Annotated in this window: 14 protein-coding genes; 2 read left to right on the top strand and 12 right to left on the bottom strand. The window is 70.8% G+C overall.

Translation table 11 applies throughout. The features are described 5' to 3' along the window. Position 1: 1 nt before the first annotated feature. The 6 genes from ACODT5_RS08310 to ACODT5_RS08335 all read right to left on the bottom strand — a co-directional run bounded on the left by ACODT5_RS08310 (position 2) and on the right by ACODT5_RS08335 (position 6,857). Positions 2-1,876 (bottom strand): ATP-binding protein, encoded by a 1,875-nt coding sequence (locus ACODT5_RS08310; protein ID WP_422518533.1) that lies wholly within the window; start codon positions 1,874-1,876, stop codon positions 2-4. Beyond that, a complete protein-coding gene (locus ACODT5_RS08315; protein WP_422518534.1) occupies positions 1,873-3,135 on the bottom strand; it encodes a Pvc16 family protein in 1,263 nt (420 codons plus the stop codon). Before ACODT5_RS08315 ends, ACODT5_RS08310 begins: the two co-directional genes overlap by 4 nt. Next, entirely contained in the window at positions 3,132-3,539 is a 408-nt protein-coding gene (locus ACODT5_RS08320) for a hypothetical protein (RefSeq protein ID WP_422518535.1), read from the bottom strand. Before ACODT5_RS08320 ends, ACODT5_RS08315 begins: the two co-directional genes overlap by 4 nt. 500 nt (positions 3,540-4,039) lie before the next feature. Continuing rightward, positions 4,040-4,765, bottom strand: coding sequence for a hypothetical protein (locus tag ACODT5_RS08325; RefSeq protein WP_422518536.1), 726 nt, complete (start codon positions 4,763-4,765; stop codon positions 4,040-4,042). Between the two features lie 3 nt (positions 4,766-4,768). Then, positions 4,769-5,287 (bottom strand): phage tail protein, encoded by a 519-nt coding sequence (locus ACODT5_RS08330; RefSeq protein ID WP_422518537.1) that lies wholly within the window; start codon positions 5,285-5,287, stop codon positions 4,769-4,771. A 25-nt stretch (positions 5,288-5,312) separates the two neighbouring features. Then, positions 5,313-6,857, bottom strand: a complete 1,545-nt coding sequence (locus ACODT5_RS08335) for a phage tail sheath family protein (RefSeq protein WP_422518538.1) — start codon at positions 6,855-6,857, stop codon at positions 5,313-5,315. 167 nt (positions 6,858-7,024) lie between these two features. Here ACODT5_RS08335 and ACODT5_RS08340 point away from each other — a divergent pair, with 167 nt between their 5' ends. Then, positions 7,025-7,426 carry a hypothetical protein gene (locus tag ACODT5_RS08340; protein WP_422518539.1) on the top strand — a complete coding sequence of 134 codons (402 nt, stop codon included), beginning with the start codon at positions 7,025-7,027 and terminating at the stop codon, positions 7,424-7,426. A 409-nt stretch (positions 7,427-7,835) separates the two neighbouring features. Here ACODT5_RS08340 and ACODT5_RS08345 read toward each other — a convergent pair whose 3' ends face one another. The 6 genes from ACODT5_RS08345 to ACODT5_RS08370 form a co-directional block, all read right to left on the bottom strand. Beyond that, on the bottom strand, positions 7,836-8,264 hold the full coding sequence (locus ACODT5_RS08345) for a protein-tyrosine phosphatase family protein (RefSeq protein ID WP_422518540.1): 429 nt from the start codon (positions 8,262-8,264) through the stop codon (positions 7,836-7,838). An 80-nt stretch (positions 8,265-8,344) separates the two neighbouring features. Beyond that, positions 8,345-9,052: an ABC transporter ATP-binding protein gene (locus ACODT5_RS08350; protein WP_422518541.1), complete on the bottom strand. Its 708-nt coding sequence runs from the start codon at positions 9,050-9,052 to the stop codon at positions 8,345-8,347. Then, entirely contained in the window at positions 9,049-9,822 is a 774-nt protein-coding gene (locus tag ACODT5_RS08355; RefSeq protein WP_422518542.1) for an ABC transporter ATP-binding protein, read from the bottom strand. The genes ACODT5_RS08350 and ACODT5_RS08355 overlap by 4 nt, the downstream gene beginning before the upstream one ends. Then, entirely contained in the window at positions 9,819-10,871 is a 1,053-nt protein-coding gene (locus ACODT5_RS08360) for a branched-chain amino acid ABC transporter permease (RefSeq protein ID WP_422518543.1), read from the bottom strand. Before ACODT5_RS08360 ends, ACODT5_RS08355 begins: the two co-directional genes overlap by 4 nt. Beyond that, positions 10,868-11,746 (bottom strand): branched-chain amino acid ABC transporter permease, encoded by an 879-nt coding sequence (locus tag ACODT5_RS08365; RefSeq protein ID WP_422518544.1) that lies wholly within the window; start codon positions 11,744-11,746, stop codon positions 10,868-10,870. Before ACODT5_RS08365 ends, ACODT5_RS08360 begins: the two co-directional genes overlap by 4 nt. Position 11,747: 1 nt before the next feature. Beyond that, positions 11,748-12,929 carry an ABC transporter substrate-binding protein gene (locus ACODT5_RS08370; protein ID WP_422518545.1) on the bottom strand — a complete coding sequence of 394 codons (1,182 nt, stop codon included), beginning with the start codon at positions 12,927-12,929 and terminating at the stop codon, positions 11,748-11,750. Positions 12,930-13,226: 297 nt separating this feature from the next. Here ACODT5_RS08370 and ACODT5_RS08375 point away from each other — a divergent pair, with 297 nt between their 5' ends. Beyond that, positions 13,227-14,855 carry a carboxylesterase/lipase family protein gene (locus tag ACODT5_RS08375; RefSeq protein WP_422518546.1) on the top strand — a complete coding sequence of 543 codons (1,629 nt, stop codon included), beginning with the start codon at positions 13,227-13,229 and terminating at the stop codon, positions 14,853-14,855. Positions 14,856-14,885: the final 30 nt, after the last annotated feature.

Genomic DNA, 14,885 nt, shown 5'->3' on the forward strand with positions numbered 1-14,885 from the left:
GTCAGCGCCCCGCGACCGTGCGGCCGCTCTTGGCCAGTTCCCAGCGCGTCGCCGCCGCGACGTCCTCACCCGAGACCCCGCCCCGCGCCGCGCCCAGGAACGCCGCCGTCAAGGCCGCCGCCGCGATCGCGCCGCCCGCGAGGTCCACCGACGCCAGGCGGCGGGGGTCGAGGCCCTCGGTCGGGGTGCGCGCCGGGAAGGCGCGGGCCCACATCGCCTCGCGGGCCGCCGGGTCCGGGTACGGGAAGGTCACCACGACCCGCAGGCGTCGCAGGAAGGCCTGGTCGAGCGCCCCCTTGGCGTTCGTGGTCAGGACGGCCAGCCCCCGGAAGGATTCCATGCGCTGCAGCAGGTAGCCGACCTCCAGGTTCGCGTACCGGTCGTGGCTGTCGCGCACCTCCGTCCGCTTCCCGAACAGCGTGTCCGCCTCGTCGAAGAGCAGCACTGCGGCACTGTCCTCGGCCGCGTTGAAGATCCGCGCGAGGTTCTTCTCGGTCTCACCGATGTACTTGTTCACCACCTGCGACAGGTCGACGACCACCAGGTCCAGGCCCAGCTCCTTGGCCACGACCTCCGCGGCTAGGGTTTTCCCCGTACCGCTGGGACCCGCGAACAGCGCCGTCGTACCCAGTCCGCGCGTCGAGGACGCGGCGAAACCCCAGTCGTCGAGCACGCGGCTCCGATGCCGTACCGCCCCCACCAGTGCGCGCAGCTGATCCAACTGTCCCTCGGGCAGTACCAGATGGGACCAGTCCGCACGGGGTTCGACGACCTGGGCCGCACCGGAGAAGCCGGCCCGGGCCCGCAGCCGGCACGCGGTCCACAGCTCCGCCCCGCGCGCGACGTCCTCGGCCGCCGACTCCATGTCCGGGACCGACAGGTCGAAGACGCCCGCCGCGGCGGCCGCCGCTTCGTGCGCCGGCACGGACTCCGGCCCGCAGTGCCGACCGAGCGCCGCACTCAGGGCCGCCACCCGCTCGGGCACGCCGAGCCGTGGCAGGACGATCGTCAGGGCATCGCCCGGGACCCGCACGTCGTCGCCCCCGAACACCACCGCCGGTACGTCCAGGGCCGACAGCGCACGCATCAGCGCACCGGAGTGTTCTCCCCGGGCATCCTCGCAGTCGATCGCCCAGGCGCATCCCGACAGAACCGACTCCCGTTCCATCAGGCGCAGGAACCGCTCCCGCTCCTCGGCACGGCGTGGCACGTCCTCGACCGCGACCACGTGCAGCCGCTGGCCGCCGGCGGTCTGCGCCGCCACCGCCGCCACCGCCGTGAAGTTCGCCCGCTGAGCTCCGCTCAGCACGACGATCCGCCCCTCGGCCCAGGCCTGCGCGGTCTCGTCCGCCGCATTGCGCAGTGCGCCGGTCAGTTCGTACGGTGCGGTGACCCCTCGGGTCACCGCCGCGAGTTCAGTGTCGAGGTGGCCGGCTCCGACCAGGTGGTGCAGCAGCCGCTCGGGCACCAGCAGGGGGCTGCGCGTCGGCGACGACACGTCCGTCAAGTGGATCAGGTGCCAGCGGCGGAGCGGGCCCAGGGGTGTCAGAGCGCTCCAATGCGGAGCGGGAAGGCAGGACATGGCCAGTGCGAACGTCGGCCGCGGGTCCCCGCCGACCACCGCGATGTCGTCGGCGGTGTCGGCGACCAACTCCGGACCGGCGGCAAGCAGCAGCACTGCCCGTTCGAAGTCGCTGAGGCCGAAGCCGCGGGTGACGTCGTCCAGCAGGGTCGGCCCGGCGATCCGCGCTCTCGCCTCGTTCGCGACCGTCTCCGACTCGCCGGTGTCCTCGCCACGCAATCTCGCCCGAATCACGCCGAGTTCAGCCACGAGGGCGGCCCGGTTGTCCTGCTCCCACTCATCGGTGGCCGTCATGGCGGCGGCGCCGCGACGACGAGTTCGGGCCGGCCGAAGGTCTTGCCGACAAGCTCGGGCAGGCTGTCGGCTCCGTCCACCCGGACGCGTACCAGCCAGATGCCCGGCAGGAGGGCATCGTCGGGCAGGGCCAGATCCTTCTGCGAGGCCTGCTCCACCAGCGGCAGGTCGAAGGCCAGGTCCGAGGGATCGTCCGGGTCGCCGCCGGAGCGGCGGGACAGCAGCACGGTCACCCGCTGGCCCTTCCGCAGCGGCGGGGCGACGGTGAGCACGGTGGGAGAACCGGTAAGTACTTTCACGACCGTTGGCCGCACCATGAGCGGAACGGCGTTCGAGGAGGCCACCACTCGACTCGGAGGGTCATCGTCCGGCCCCGGAGCGGAGCGGTGCGTCATCTGTACGGCGTGCACCCCGGCGGGAACCTCGGCGGTCAGCTCGGCGCGCACTTCGGTGTCCGACACCCCCGGCGCCGGGCTCAGCTCGGCCGGCCCGATCCTGATCCGCATCCCGGGCCCCGGCAGTCGGCTGCCGCGCAGCACGAGGTCCGCCCCCGTGACGGCCGCCGCACCCTCGCCTGCGATGGAAACCGAGTCCAGCCGCGGCGCGCCGATGGACTGCACGCCGACCTTGCGGCTCAGTACCGGCGGCGCCAGTTTCGGGGGCGACTCGCAGGTGATGACCGCCGTGGATGCCAGATAGGTGACGGACAGCTGGTACGGAGTGTCGAACAGCCCCCAGAGGTTGGACGTCTCTTCCAGCGACAGTGCGGTCGGCGACAGGTTCACCAGGTCCACTGCCTCGTCGAGGTCGGATTTGGCCAGGAAGGGCCAGCCTCCTCCGGCTCCGGAATCGCTGTAGTGCTTGACGGCCGCCGTGACCAGGCCTCGGGGAACGATCGGGGTGGAGGTGAGGGCGCTCACCACCACACCCAGCAGCCGCTGTGGCTCCAGCTCCTCGTCGTCCCCGTAGCAGCTGATCAGGTAGTGGAGATCGAGAGCGGCGGCGGGGCGAGCGATCAGTGAGCCGTCGGAACGCCGGGTCGGCAGAACGGCCACGCTCCCCGTGGTCTGGGGTGTGGCGTGGAAGCAGTAGACGTTGATGCCGCTGTGGGTGGCGAGGTTGGTGCCGCCCAGTTTCGCCGGGTGGCTGGTCGTCACGTTGGGGCCTCCCACGGATCCCGGCCTCTTCTGATCGACAGCCCTTTGCAGCATGTAGCAGATGGTGGACGTGACGGCCGCGAGCACGAGCGGATTGCTCATCGCCGCTCCTTGCGGCGGGCGAGGTAGGCGGCGTGGTCGGAGCCGGGCCGCGGGCGGGGAGCGACCGGCGGCGGAGTCGGAGGAGGCGCGGCGGGTGCGGCCCGGGTGACGGTGATCCGGTCGATGTGTACGTGTACGTCGGCGGGCGCGCCTCGCCCCGAGAGCCGCGACTCGGCGGCCGTGCCCGGACCTGACTGCCGAACGCTCATCCGCCCCGGCCGGACAGCCGCCGTACCCGCGGCCGGGGTGCTCGCCGCACGCGCCGACGCGTGGCCCGACGAAGGCTCGACGAGTACCGGGACTTCACCCGGCTCCACGACACCGTGCCCGGCCAGTGCGGGCAGCACGTGCAGACGCAGGAGGGCCGCAAGGTCCAGGGGCGCGGTACGGCCTGGTGTCGGCAACGGCAGGAGGGCGCCTTCGGGCCTGGACCCGGCGGGGTCCGCGGGCGCTGATCCGGACGGCTCGGGCGCGGCACGCTCGACCGGTAGGGGCGCGGAAGGGGCCGTCGGCGCCGGGAGGGGTCCCTGGCGGGTGGTCTCCCTACGGTCCGAGGCTCCCGGAGCCCGGTCGACGGGCCGGGCGGTCAATGGCCTCGGCGTGTCGGCGATCTTCGCCGCGGGCGCCGGCCCGGGTTCCTCCCTTCGACGTACCGCGGCCGGAAGGGGCTCAGGGCCCGCGGTGCGGGGGGACGCCGGCCTCTCGCCGGACGGAACCGGGGCCGGTTCCGGAACGGACGGCCGCAGGGCGGCCAGGACCTCGTGCGCGCGTTCCGGGAGCGGCGCGGGCTCAGCCGCCGGCCTCAGCACCGGTTCGGCGTACGCCTCGTAGCGTTCGGGCAGTCGCAGGCGCATCGCTCCCTCGACACCCAGCGCGCGCTCACCCATGCGCGTGAAGAAGCCGGTCACGCGGCACCCCCGCGCGCGAGTTGGAGGTACATGCCGCGCCGGACCGGGGACAGCCCCAGCACATCGGCCTCCCGCCAGCCGAACGCGGCGGCCAGGGCGGCCACCTCCGAGATCAGGGCCGAGGCGACACTCGCCACCCGTTCCCACAGCAGCGCCCCGATGTCGACCGGCACCAAGGCTTCGGCTCCGCAGTCCGGACAGCCGGTTCGGACCACGGCGGCGGCCGCACCGGCCAGCCGCTCGGCCGCAGCGTCCACTTCGGCCGCCACTTCTGGCATCAGAGCTGCCGGGTCGACTGGCACTCCCTCGGCATCGGACACGCACCGCGACAACAACTCGGCCGCCGGCTCGGCCGCACGGCCGGCCGCGAGCAGGTCCCGCGTGGTGAGTGCCCGTACCGTCAGCTCACCTCCGTCCGGTGTCAGCACCCGGCAGTCCCGCCCGGGCGCCACCGCACTCAGGGCGGCCAGCGGAAGCCGCACGTCCAGTACCTCGCCGCATCCCGCACACGGCAGCAGCGCCTCGACCGTCTCGCTGAACTCCTCCGCGTACAGCCGCCCGGCCAGCACGCCGACCTCACCCACCGACAGGCCGAGCACTGACTCCAGATCCCCGGCGAACCCGCCGTGGCAGACCAGCACCGCGCCACGGGCGGCCGCAGGGACGGACACCGCATGCTCCCACGCCGCCAGCAGACGCGCGGGGTCGCTCAGACCTGGCACGCGTCACTCCGTAAAGGACGGCTCGACAGGAGCGGTGACCGAGAGATCGCGCTCCCAGCCCTCGTTCTCGAGCTTCAGGGTCTGGATGGCGACGGCGTTGGCATTGGCGTCGAGTTCGGGCAGCGCCTGGAACTCCGAAACCCAGCACCGGAAGATCTTGTAGGCGATTGCCAGCTGCCCGGCCTCGTTGTAGAGCTCCAGGATCACGTCCTTGCGGAAGTCCCTGAGGGAGGTCTCCGCGCCCAGACCGCTGCCGAAATTCCACACCTTGTTGGCCCACGCCTCGAAGTCCCGGTCATGCGTGACGCCCCGCTCCAACGTGACGGCCTCGTACTCCGAGCGGCCGGGCGACTTGCGGCTGCTGCTCGGATCCCCGCCGTGCCGGTGGGTCACCACTTCCGTGGTGCGCTTCAGCGCGCTGACCTTGCTGATCCCGGCCACATAGCGCCCGTCCCACTTCAGCCGGAACTTGAAGTTCTTGTACGGGTCGAACCGCGTTGCGCTGACCGTGATTTCGGTCATCTCCGTCCCTCCTGCCGAGTCCGGATCAGGCCGGCGAGCCGGCGGTCTTCTGCTGGATGCTGATGATGACGAACTCCGCCGGCTTCAGGGGGGCGAAGCCGACGAGGATGTTCACGATGCCGCGATCGATGTCGTACTGCGTGTTCGTCTCGGCGTCGCACTTCACGAAATAGGCGTCGCGCGGGCTCGCACCCTGAAAGGCGCCCTGCCGGAACAGATCTTGCATGAAGGCGCCGAGCGATGTGCGGATCTGCCCCCACAGCGGCTCGTCGTTGGGCTCGAAGACCACCCACTGGGAGCCTCGGAACAGACTCTCCTCCAGGAACAGCGCGAGCCTTCGCACGGGCACGTACTTGTACTCGTCCGCGAATACGTCGGCACCGCGCAGGGTACGGGCGCCCCAGATCACGGAGCCGACGTCCCGGAAGGTGCGCAGACAGTTGATGCCCTTGGGGTTGAGCTTGTCCTGGTCAGTGTCGGTGAGAGTCACCGCGAGACCGCTGGCACCGGCGATCCCGGCGTCGATTCCGGCCGGCGCCTTCCAGACCCCGCGCGAGACGTCCGTGCGGGCCATCACCCCCGCCACTGCGCCGCAGGGCACGAACTCGTCGACGACACCGCCGCGAAGTGGGTCGGGGCGGTGGATCCGTGGGAAATACAGGGCACCGTTGCGTGCGAACTCGCCTTTGAGGGCAAGATCATCCAGCCAGCTGAGCACCCCCTTCTCCGCCGTTTCAAGGGCGGGCGGAGGGTCCATGATCAGGAAGGCGCGCTTGAATTCGCAGTACTTCAGCGCAGGTCCCCAGAGTTCCGGGATCGTGGTGTCACCGGGAGTCGAGGGCGGGAGGCACAGCAGAGTGAAGAGATCCGCCTTCTCGAGTGCGTAGAGACCCTTCTTCCCCTCCTTTTCACCATCGGTGTAGCGGGAGAAGGTCAATGGATCACCGTCAGCGCCTCCGGCGGAGTCACCGAATTCGTACTCCCCCTCGGGCGGCCGGACCACGGTCGGCAACAGCTTGCTGTCGCGGATCAGTTGCGAGGAGCGCAATACGATGGCCATCTGGCGCGGTCCCTGAACCGCGGTCACATTGAGGAACTCTTCCCTGAATTTGGTGGACGTATCCGTGACGACAAGGTTGAACAGTGAATCGTGAGTGACGCCCTCACCCTGCGCGTCGGCAACCTGTTGGGCCCCATCCGCTACGAGCGGGTGCGTCACTTTCACATGGAGCTTGTTGCCCCAGGCGCCGGGGGTGGATGCGATGAGGCTCAGGCCGTCCTTGTTGAGCTCCGCCCGCTTGGCGTCGACATCGAGGCGTACCACGAGAGCGGTTCCGCCGCCGTTGAGGAAGTAGTCGCGCACCGCGTAGCCGAGTCCGCTGAGCCGCCACAGCCCGCCGAAGATCCGCTCGAACTCGCCGAACGAGGAGATCGCCACCGGCTCGTCGACCGGACCGCGGAGCGCCCGTCCCACGAACGCGGTGATGGCGGTGGCAACGCCGACGATCGCGCGGCTGCCGCCCGTGACCTCGTGAATGTAGACGCCAGGGTGGCTGACTTGCACCGGCATGGCTGTTTGGCCCTTCGACGACGGACGCCACGGACCGCCGATGGTGTCCGAGCCACGTCACCGCGCCATCACGTACGAGTCACCGCCACGGCGGTGACGGCGGCGTGACACCACGTTGACAGTCGCTTGGCATGGTCGGCCCAGGCAGAAGGTCGAAGGAGGTCGTGATGGTGCAGGTATCGGTAACCGCGGCGGTCAAGGTGGCGGGCGGACCCTCGTTGCCGCTGAGCCTCAGCCTGGAGCCGCAGTCGTACACCTTGAGCTCCGTCTCCCTCGCGAAGGCCGGCAACAACTCTGGGGAAGACAAGGACAACGAGAAGGTGCCGCTGCCCGCAGGCACCATGGTGCTGTTCGCAGTGACCGTACGGAACACCACCACGGGTAAGCCGGCGCAGGTGAAGGCGAAGCTGAAGACCAACACGACGATCACAGTCAGCGACTCGCTGCTCATCGCCAACGAAAGCGTCCTCACGCATCTCTTCCCTGACGCCGCCACGCGCGAGGTGGCATTGACGAACGAGGGTGCGGCGGCAGTGACCGTGGAGATCCTCACCTGCCGTTCGGCATAGGAGAAGGCACCTGAAGGTGGCGTTCAGGGCCTCTTCGTTCAAGCGGGTCACGCCCCTTGGCGGCGGCCTTCCGGCGCCGCGACCGCAGACGCTCAGCATAAGCAGGACACACACTCTGGTCCCATGCTGACCGTTTGCTGACCTGGGCCCGCCCATCACCGCCCTGACCTGCGCGGATGCCCAGAGGCTAGGTGTTGGACTTGAACATGGTGCGAAGCATGCGAATACTCCCGATGTGTCTGCTCCCTGCCTGCTTCACGCAGGTCAAGGGCGGTCTGCGGAGCCTACAACGATTCGCCCGTCCGGTCAGCTGTCCCCTGGGCTTCGACGTCCGCCGGGTGCTGCCGCGGGTCCCGTTCGGGCTGCCCCGGGAGATGCCGCCCTGACCGGGCGGCTGCCGCGTCCAGGGCTACCCGAAGCGGGCGACGAACCGCCGCTGCCAAGGGGGCTCGACGGCCCGGTGGGTGTAGTTCCGTCGTACGAAGCCGACCGCTTCCTCCGCGGGGAGTCCGTCGAGCACGGCGAGGCACGCCATTGCCGTCCCGGTGCGACCGTACCCACCCCCGCACGCGATCTCGACACGCTCGCTCCCCGCCCGCGCCAGGGCTTCCCCCAGCGCGGAGGCGAACCCGGCCCGGTCGCTGGGCAGCCAGAAGTCCGGCCAGCGCAGCCACCGGCTCTCCCACCTCACGGCCGCCGGGCGGCGGCCGAGCAGGTACAGCCCGAAATCGGGCGCCGGGCCGGACGGAGCCGGCCGTCTCAGCCCCCGTCCGCGGACCAGCCGGCCCGACGGCAGTCGCAGCACCCCCGGCATTGAGGGCTCCCACGCACGGCTCATGGCTCGAGCCTAGGGGCACGCCCACACATCAGGGCAGCGAAGCTGCCTCCCCGTGCTGGGCGGGCGGCTCGGCCGCCGCGTCAGTCGACGCCCAGGAGGCGGCGTAGGTCTTCGGGGTGGGAGGCGAGTTCTGTGGTGGGGGCCTGGTGGACCATGACTCCCTTCTGCATGACTGCCACGTTTCGGGCTACGGAGAGGGCGAGTGTCAGGTTCTGTTCGACGAGGACGACCGACATGCCCTGTGCGCTCACCTCGCGGATCACCTCGCCCACTTGGGCGACGATCGACGGGGCGAGGCCGTCGGACGGCTCGTCGAGGAGCAGGAGGCGCGGATTGCCCAGCAGGGCCCGGGCGATCGCGAGCATCTGCTGTTCTCCGCCGGAGAGCTGGTCACCGCGGTGTCCCAGGCGCTCACCCAGCCGCGGCAGCAGGTCGAGTACGCGGGTCCTGGTCCAGGGGCCGCGCGCCGGGCGCCGCGAGGCGATCGTCAGGTGTTCGTCGACGGTCAGCGGGGCGAAGACCCGGCGCCCCTGGGGGACGACGCCGACGCCTGCGCGGGCGATCACGTCGACGCGGGCTCCGGCCAGCTCGCGGCCGTCGAGGCGGACGCTGCCCTCGTAGGGGCGGACGAGGCCCATGACGGTCGAGATGAGAGTGGTCTTCCCGACTCCGTTCCGTCCGAGGAGGGCGAGCGTTCCGCCCGTGTCGAGGTCCAGGTCCACACCGCCGAGGACCACGCCCCCGGCGTAGCCGGAGCGCAGTGCGCGGATGCGCAGGAGCGGGTTCACGAGGTGACCTCCGTGGTGCCCAGGTAGGCGGTCTGGACTTCGGTGGAGGCACGCACCTCGTCCGGGGAGCCGGTCATCAGGTGCCTGCCGAGGTGCATGACCGTCACCGTGTCGGCGAGTTCGAAGACCATGTCGAGGTCGTGCTCGATGAGGAGTACGGTCACCTCCGCCGGCAGGGCGGCGATCAGCTCGGTGAGCCGCGCCGTCTCCGCCGGCGACATGCCGGCGGCCGGCTCGTCCAGGAGCAGCAGCCGGGGTTCGGTCCCCAGCGCCACCGCGACCTCCAGCTGGCGCCGCTCGCCGTGCGAGAGCTCGGCGGCCGGGAGGTCGTGCCGGGTGGGCAGGCCCACCCGGTCGAGCAGTTCGTGCGCCTGCGCGATCGCCGCGCCCCGGGAAGCGGCTCGGGAAGTGGCTCGGGAGGCACCCCGGGTAGCGGCTCGGCGTACCACCGCGAGCAGGACGTTCTCCAGCACGGTCTCGCGCATGAAGAGACTGGAGTGCTGGAAGGTCGCCGCGACGCCGAGGCCGACCCGGCGGTGTACGGGCAGCCGGGTCACGTCCTGCCCGTCGACGAGGATGGTTCCGGCGGTGGGTGGCAGGGTGCCCGAGATCAGGCCGAACAGGGTTGACTTTCCTGCACCGTTCGGGCCGATGACCGCGTGCCGGGCGCCCCGCCGCACGGTCAGGTCGACCTCGTCCAGGGCGCGGAATGAGCCGAAGTGCCGGGATACGTTGAGTAGTTCGAGTAGACCGTGGTCCTGGTCCGTCACGCCGTCCTCTTTCGGGTGAGCCTGTGCGGGATGCGTACGCCGGCCAGTCCTCGGGGCAGCGTGTAGACGGCGATGACGAAGAGCAGTCCGAGCAGCAGGGGACCGCGTCCGGCGACGGCTTCGAGGTTTCCGAGGTAGTCGCGGGTGAGCCAGACGAGCGCGGCGCCGGCGCAGGCCCCCCGCATCGAGCCGGAGCCTCCGATGACGACGGCCAGCAGGGCCAGCGCGGCGATCTCGAAGCCGGCGTCGCCGGGCGAGACGAACCGCTGCACCGAGACCCACAGGGCCCCGGCGGCTCCGGCCAGCGCCCCGGCGCCGCAGTAGACGGTCAGGGCGTAGCGCTGGGTGGGGTAGCCGATCGCCCGCATGCGGGGCTCGTTGTCGCGGATGCCGCGCAGGGCGAGGGCGAACGAGGTCGAGCCCAGGCGGGAGACCGCAGCGAAGAGCAGCAGGAACACAGCCAGGACGTAGAAGTAGACCAGCCCGTCGAGCTCCAGGGCGGGCAGGCCGGGCAGGGGTACGACGGGCGGGATGCCGGACATCCCGTCGGTGCCGTTCGTCAGTGACTTCCAGTTGACGGCGGCGCTGTAGACGATCTCGCCGATGGCCAGCGTGAGCATCAGGAACACCACGCCGCGGGCTCTCACGGCAAGCCATCCGGTCGGCACGGCGACGAGTGCGGAGACGCCCGCGGCGATGAGGAGTTGGAGCGGCCCGATGTCGGTGATGCGTGTCGCCACGATCGCCGCCGTGTAGGCGCCCACGCCGAAGTAGGCGGACTGGCCGAGGGTCGGCAGCCCGGTCAGGCCGGTGAGCAGGTTCACGCTCAGTACGAGGAGGGCGAACACCAGGATCCGCGAGAGGGTGCCGATCGCGTACGAACCGAGCACGAAGGGGGCCAGGGCGAGGGCCAGGGCGAGGGCGCCGGTCACGGTGGCGGCCGGCAGCCGCCGCCTTGCCGCGGTGCCGGCGGTCGAGGTGCCGGCCTCTGCCGTGCCTGCCTTTGCCGTGCCTGCCTCTGCCGTGCCGGTCTTTGCGGACGGGTTCATGCGCGCACCGCCGATGCGACGAGGCCGTGCGGGCGGACCACGAGGACGAGCAGCATGGTCCCGAAGAGGAGGAAGGGGGCGTACTCCGGGAGCAGCGCCACCCCGAGGGTCTGCACCTGGCCGATCAGGAGTGCTCCGGCGAGTGCGCCGCGCACCGATCCGAGGCCCCCCACGACCACGACGACGAGCGAGAGGACGAGCACGGTCTCGTCGACGCCCGGCCCGGGGCCGAGGATCGGCGCCCCGAGGACTCCGCCGACGACTGCCAGGGCGGCGCCGGACGCGAAGACTCCGTAGAGCACCTTGCGGATGTCGACACCTAGCGCGCGGACCATGTCCCGGTCGGCGACGGTGGCCCGTACGAGGGCTCCGAGCGAGCTGCGCTCGAAGACGAGGTACACGAGGAGTGCGAGGCCGGCCGCGACGGCGATGAACACCAATCGGTAGACGGGATAGGCGTGGCCGAGGAGGCCGACCGTCCCGCGCAGGGCCGTGGGCGGGTCCGTGGGCAGTACGTCCGCGCCGAAGGCCGCGGAGAGGAGGTCGGCCACGATGAAGGTGATGCCGAGCGTCAGCACGGCCTGGTCGAGGTGTCCGCGGCGGGCCAGGGGCTGGGTGAGGAAGGTCAGCGCGGCCCCGCCCGCGGTGCCCACCAGGGCGCCCGCCAGCAGGGCGAGGAGGAGACCCGTCAGGGTTCCGTCGGAGAGTGCGTAGGCGACGTAGGCCCCGGCCAGGTAGAGCGTGCCGTGCGCGAGGTTGAGCACGTCCATCATGCCGAAGACCAGGGAGAGTCCGACCGCGATCGTGAACAGCAGCAGACCGAAGGCGACCCCGTCGATGACGCTGACGAAGTTGCCGTCCAACCATCCGGACATGTCAGCCGCCCAGTCTGCCGAGCTCGGAACTGACGGTGTTGACGCCCTGCTTGACCTCGCGCAGGTACCAGGGCTGGACGGGCGTCCCGCCGCTGTTGAACCGCCACGTGCCGCGCGGGCTGTCGATGTCCCCCACCTGGGCGATGGCCGCGTTGACCGATTCGGAGGTCACCGCGGAACCGTTGGAACCGGCTGCCTCGATCGCCTTGTCGAGGACCTGCGCCGCGTCCCAGGACGCCATCGCGTACGTGGTCGGGGCCGCACCGTGGGCGGCCGTGTACGCCGGCGCGAACTGCTTGTTTGCGGCGTTGTCGAGGTCCGCGCCGTAGTTGAGCGCCGTGAAGATGCCGTTGGCCGCGTCTCCCTGCCCCTTGAGCACGCCTCCCTCGGTGAGGAAGCCGGGCGCGTAGAGCGGGATCCTGCCGGCCAGCCCGAAGTCCCGGTACTGCTTGACGAAGTCGACGGCCGCACCGCCGGCGTAGAAGCAGAAGACGGCCTTCGCGCCGGACTTCTCGATCTGCGCGAGGTACGGCTGGAAGTTCTTGGTCCCCGGGAACGGTGTGTAGACCTCCTCCCCCGCCGGCTTGCCGCCCGCCGGGAGGAAGGTGGACTTGAAGCCCTCCACCTCGTCCTTGCCGGCCTGGTATCCCGCGGCGATCAGGAAGACCGGTCCGCCGGCCCGCTCGGCCACGTGCTTGCCGAGTGCCTTGCCCGGCTCGTCGTTGACGTACGAGGTGCGCCAGATGTACTTGGTCCCGGTCAGTGTCGTGGGTGAGGCGTTCGAGCCGACGAGCGGGACCTTTCCGCTCTCGAACAGGTCCTTGACCCCGTTGATGGTGGCCGAGCTCACCACCCCGCTCACGGCGAGCACCCCGTCCTGCTTGACCAGCTTCTCGGCCGCCGCCTTGCCCGAGTCGGCCGTCTCACCCTCGTCCGCGACGACGATCTCCACTTCACGACCGCCGAGCTTGCCTCCGTGCTGCGCGACGTAGAGCTCGAAGCCCTGCTTCATGTCGTCGCCCAGCGCCTTGTAGGTCCCCGACCGCGGGACGAGGAGCCCGATCTTCACGGGCCCGCTCTGCTTGTCCTCGCCGGTCCCGAGGCTCGCACCACCACATGCCGTGGTCAGCAAGAGCGCCGTTGATGCGGCGACGAGACCAAGGGGACGAAACCGACCTGCCATGGGAACTCCGTACGTAGTCAACCGGCCCTGGAGGGCGGGATGTTGCTGATGGGGACCGCCTTGGGGAGCCCCAGGCGCGAAGGGTCCGGCTCTCAGGGGTGACCTGAGAGCCGACCGAAGTGACACGTGTCTATCGCGCTTTTACGACGGCCGTCAATACTTCGCAAGATATGCGCCCACACCTGCCCCGCACCCCTTGACCCGCACCCCGGACATGGAGCAATACTGACCCCCGTCAAATTCTCGCTATACATCTTTCCGGCGACGGGCCGACGATCAGCCAGGGAGTGAAGCACCATGACCGACGATCCATCACGGCGCAAAGTCCTCAAGAACAGCGGGGTGTTGGCAGGCGGCGCACTGCTCTCCGGGGTCGCGGGCGGGCGTGCGGCGCAGGCCGCCCCGCGCTCGGCCGAGCCCTCCCCCGTCGTGGAACTGCCCTCGGGCCGACTGCGCGGAAGCACCGAAGGGGGCCTCTGCGTGTTCAAGGGCGTGCCCTACGCGGCGCCGCCGGTCGGCGCCCTCCGGTGGCGGCCGGCCCGCCCCCACCCCGGCTGGCAGGGCACCCGCGACGCGACCGCCTTCGGCCCGAGCGCCCCGCAGCCCTACCGGGAGGGAGGCGACCAGGTGCTCGGCACCCACGGCTCGCCCCCCTTCGACGAGGACTGCCTCACGCTCAACGTCTGGACACCCGGAACCGACGACGCCAAGCGGCCGGTCATGGTGTGGATCCACGGCGGCGGCTTCATCTCCGGATCCGGATCGATGCCGGGCTACTCCGGCGAGACCTTCTCGCGCGACGGCGACCTCGTCGTCGTGACGATCAACTACCGGCTCGGGCCGCTGGGTTACCTGTACTTCGGCGAGGACGGCGCCGGGGGGAACTTCTGGCTCACCGACCAACTCGCCGCACTGCGCTGGGTACGGGACAACATCGCCGCGTTCGGCGGCGACCCCGACGACATCACCCTCGCCGGCCAGTCCGGCGGCGCGCTGTCGGTCGCGGCGCTGGCCGGCGTCCGCCCCAAGGGCCGCCCGCTGTTCCGGCGCGCCATCCTGCAGAGCCCGCCGCTCGGGCTGAAGATCCCCACGCGCGCCGAATCCCTCGAACGCACCGCCGCCTTCCTGGACATCCTCGGGGCCCGGGACGTGACGGAACTGCGGGCCGTGCCCTGGCCGCGCCTGATCGCCGCCACCTTCGAGATGTTCGGGCGCACCGGACGGTGGGGTTACTGGTCGACCCCGTTCCTGCCGGTGCTCGACGGGGTCACCCTCGACCGCGACCCCGCGGACCTGCTGCTCGGCGGAGGCGGGGCGGACATCGACGTCCTGATCGGCTGGACCAGGGAGGAGGCCAACTTCGCCTTCGCGCTGAGCGCGCCGTACGCCGCCGCGACCAGGGAGCAGGTGGTCGCCAGGGCCCGGGACACCTTCGGGAACCGGGCGGAGCAGGCGTACACCGCGTACGAGGAGGCCCGGCCGGGCGCCCGCCCCGTGGACGTGCTGATGGACCTGATCACCGACGACCTGTTCCGCATGCCCGCCGTGGCGCTGGCCGAACGGCGAGCGGCCCGCGGGCGTCCGGTCTGGGCGTACCAGTTCAACCTTCCGACGCCCGCGCACGGCGGTCAACTCGCGGCGGCGCACTGCCTGGAGCTGCCGTTCGTGTTCGACAACTTCGACAAGTGGTCGCAGGCGCCCTTCCTGGCGGGGCTGAACCCGAGGGTCCGTGACGGTCTCGCCTCGACGATGCACACGGCCTGGATCTCCTTCGTCCGCACCGGTGATCCCAACCACAATCCCATGCCGCAATGGGGCCGTTACGACCAGGACACCCGCACGACGATGGCCCTCGACTCGGTCACCACCGCCGTCGGCGACCTCGCGGGTTACTGGCGGCGGCTGCACCATCCGGCAGGGCGCTGACCACCCGTCCGAGGGGGTCCCCGGCGCGGG

Source organism: Streptomyces tatrensis, from assembly GCF_049310065.1.
Taxonomy (GTDB): Bacteria; Actinomycetota; Actinomycetes; order Streptomycetales; family Streptomycetaceae; genus Streptomyces.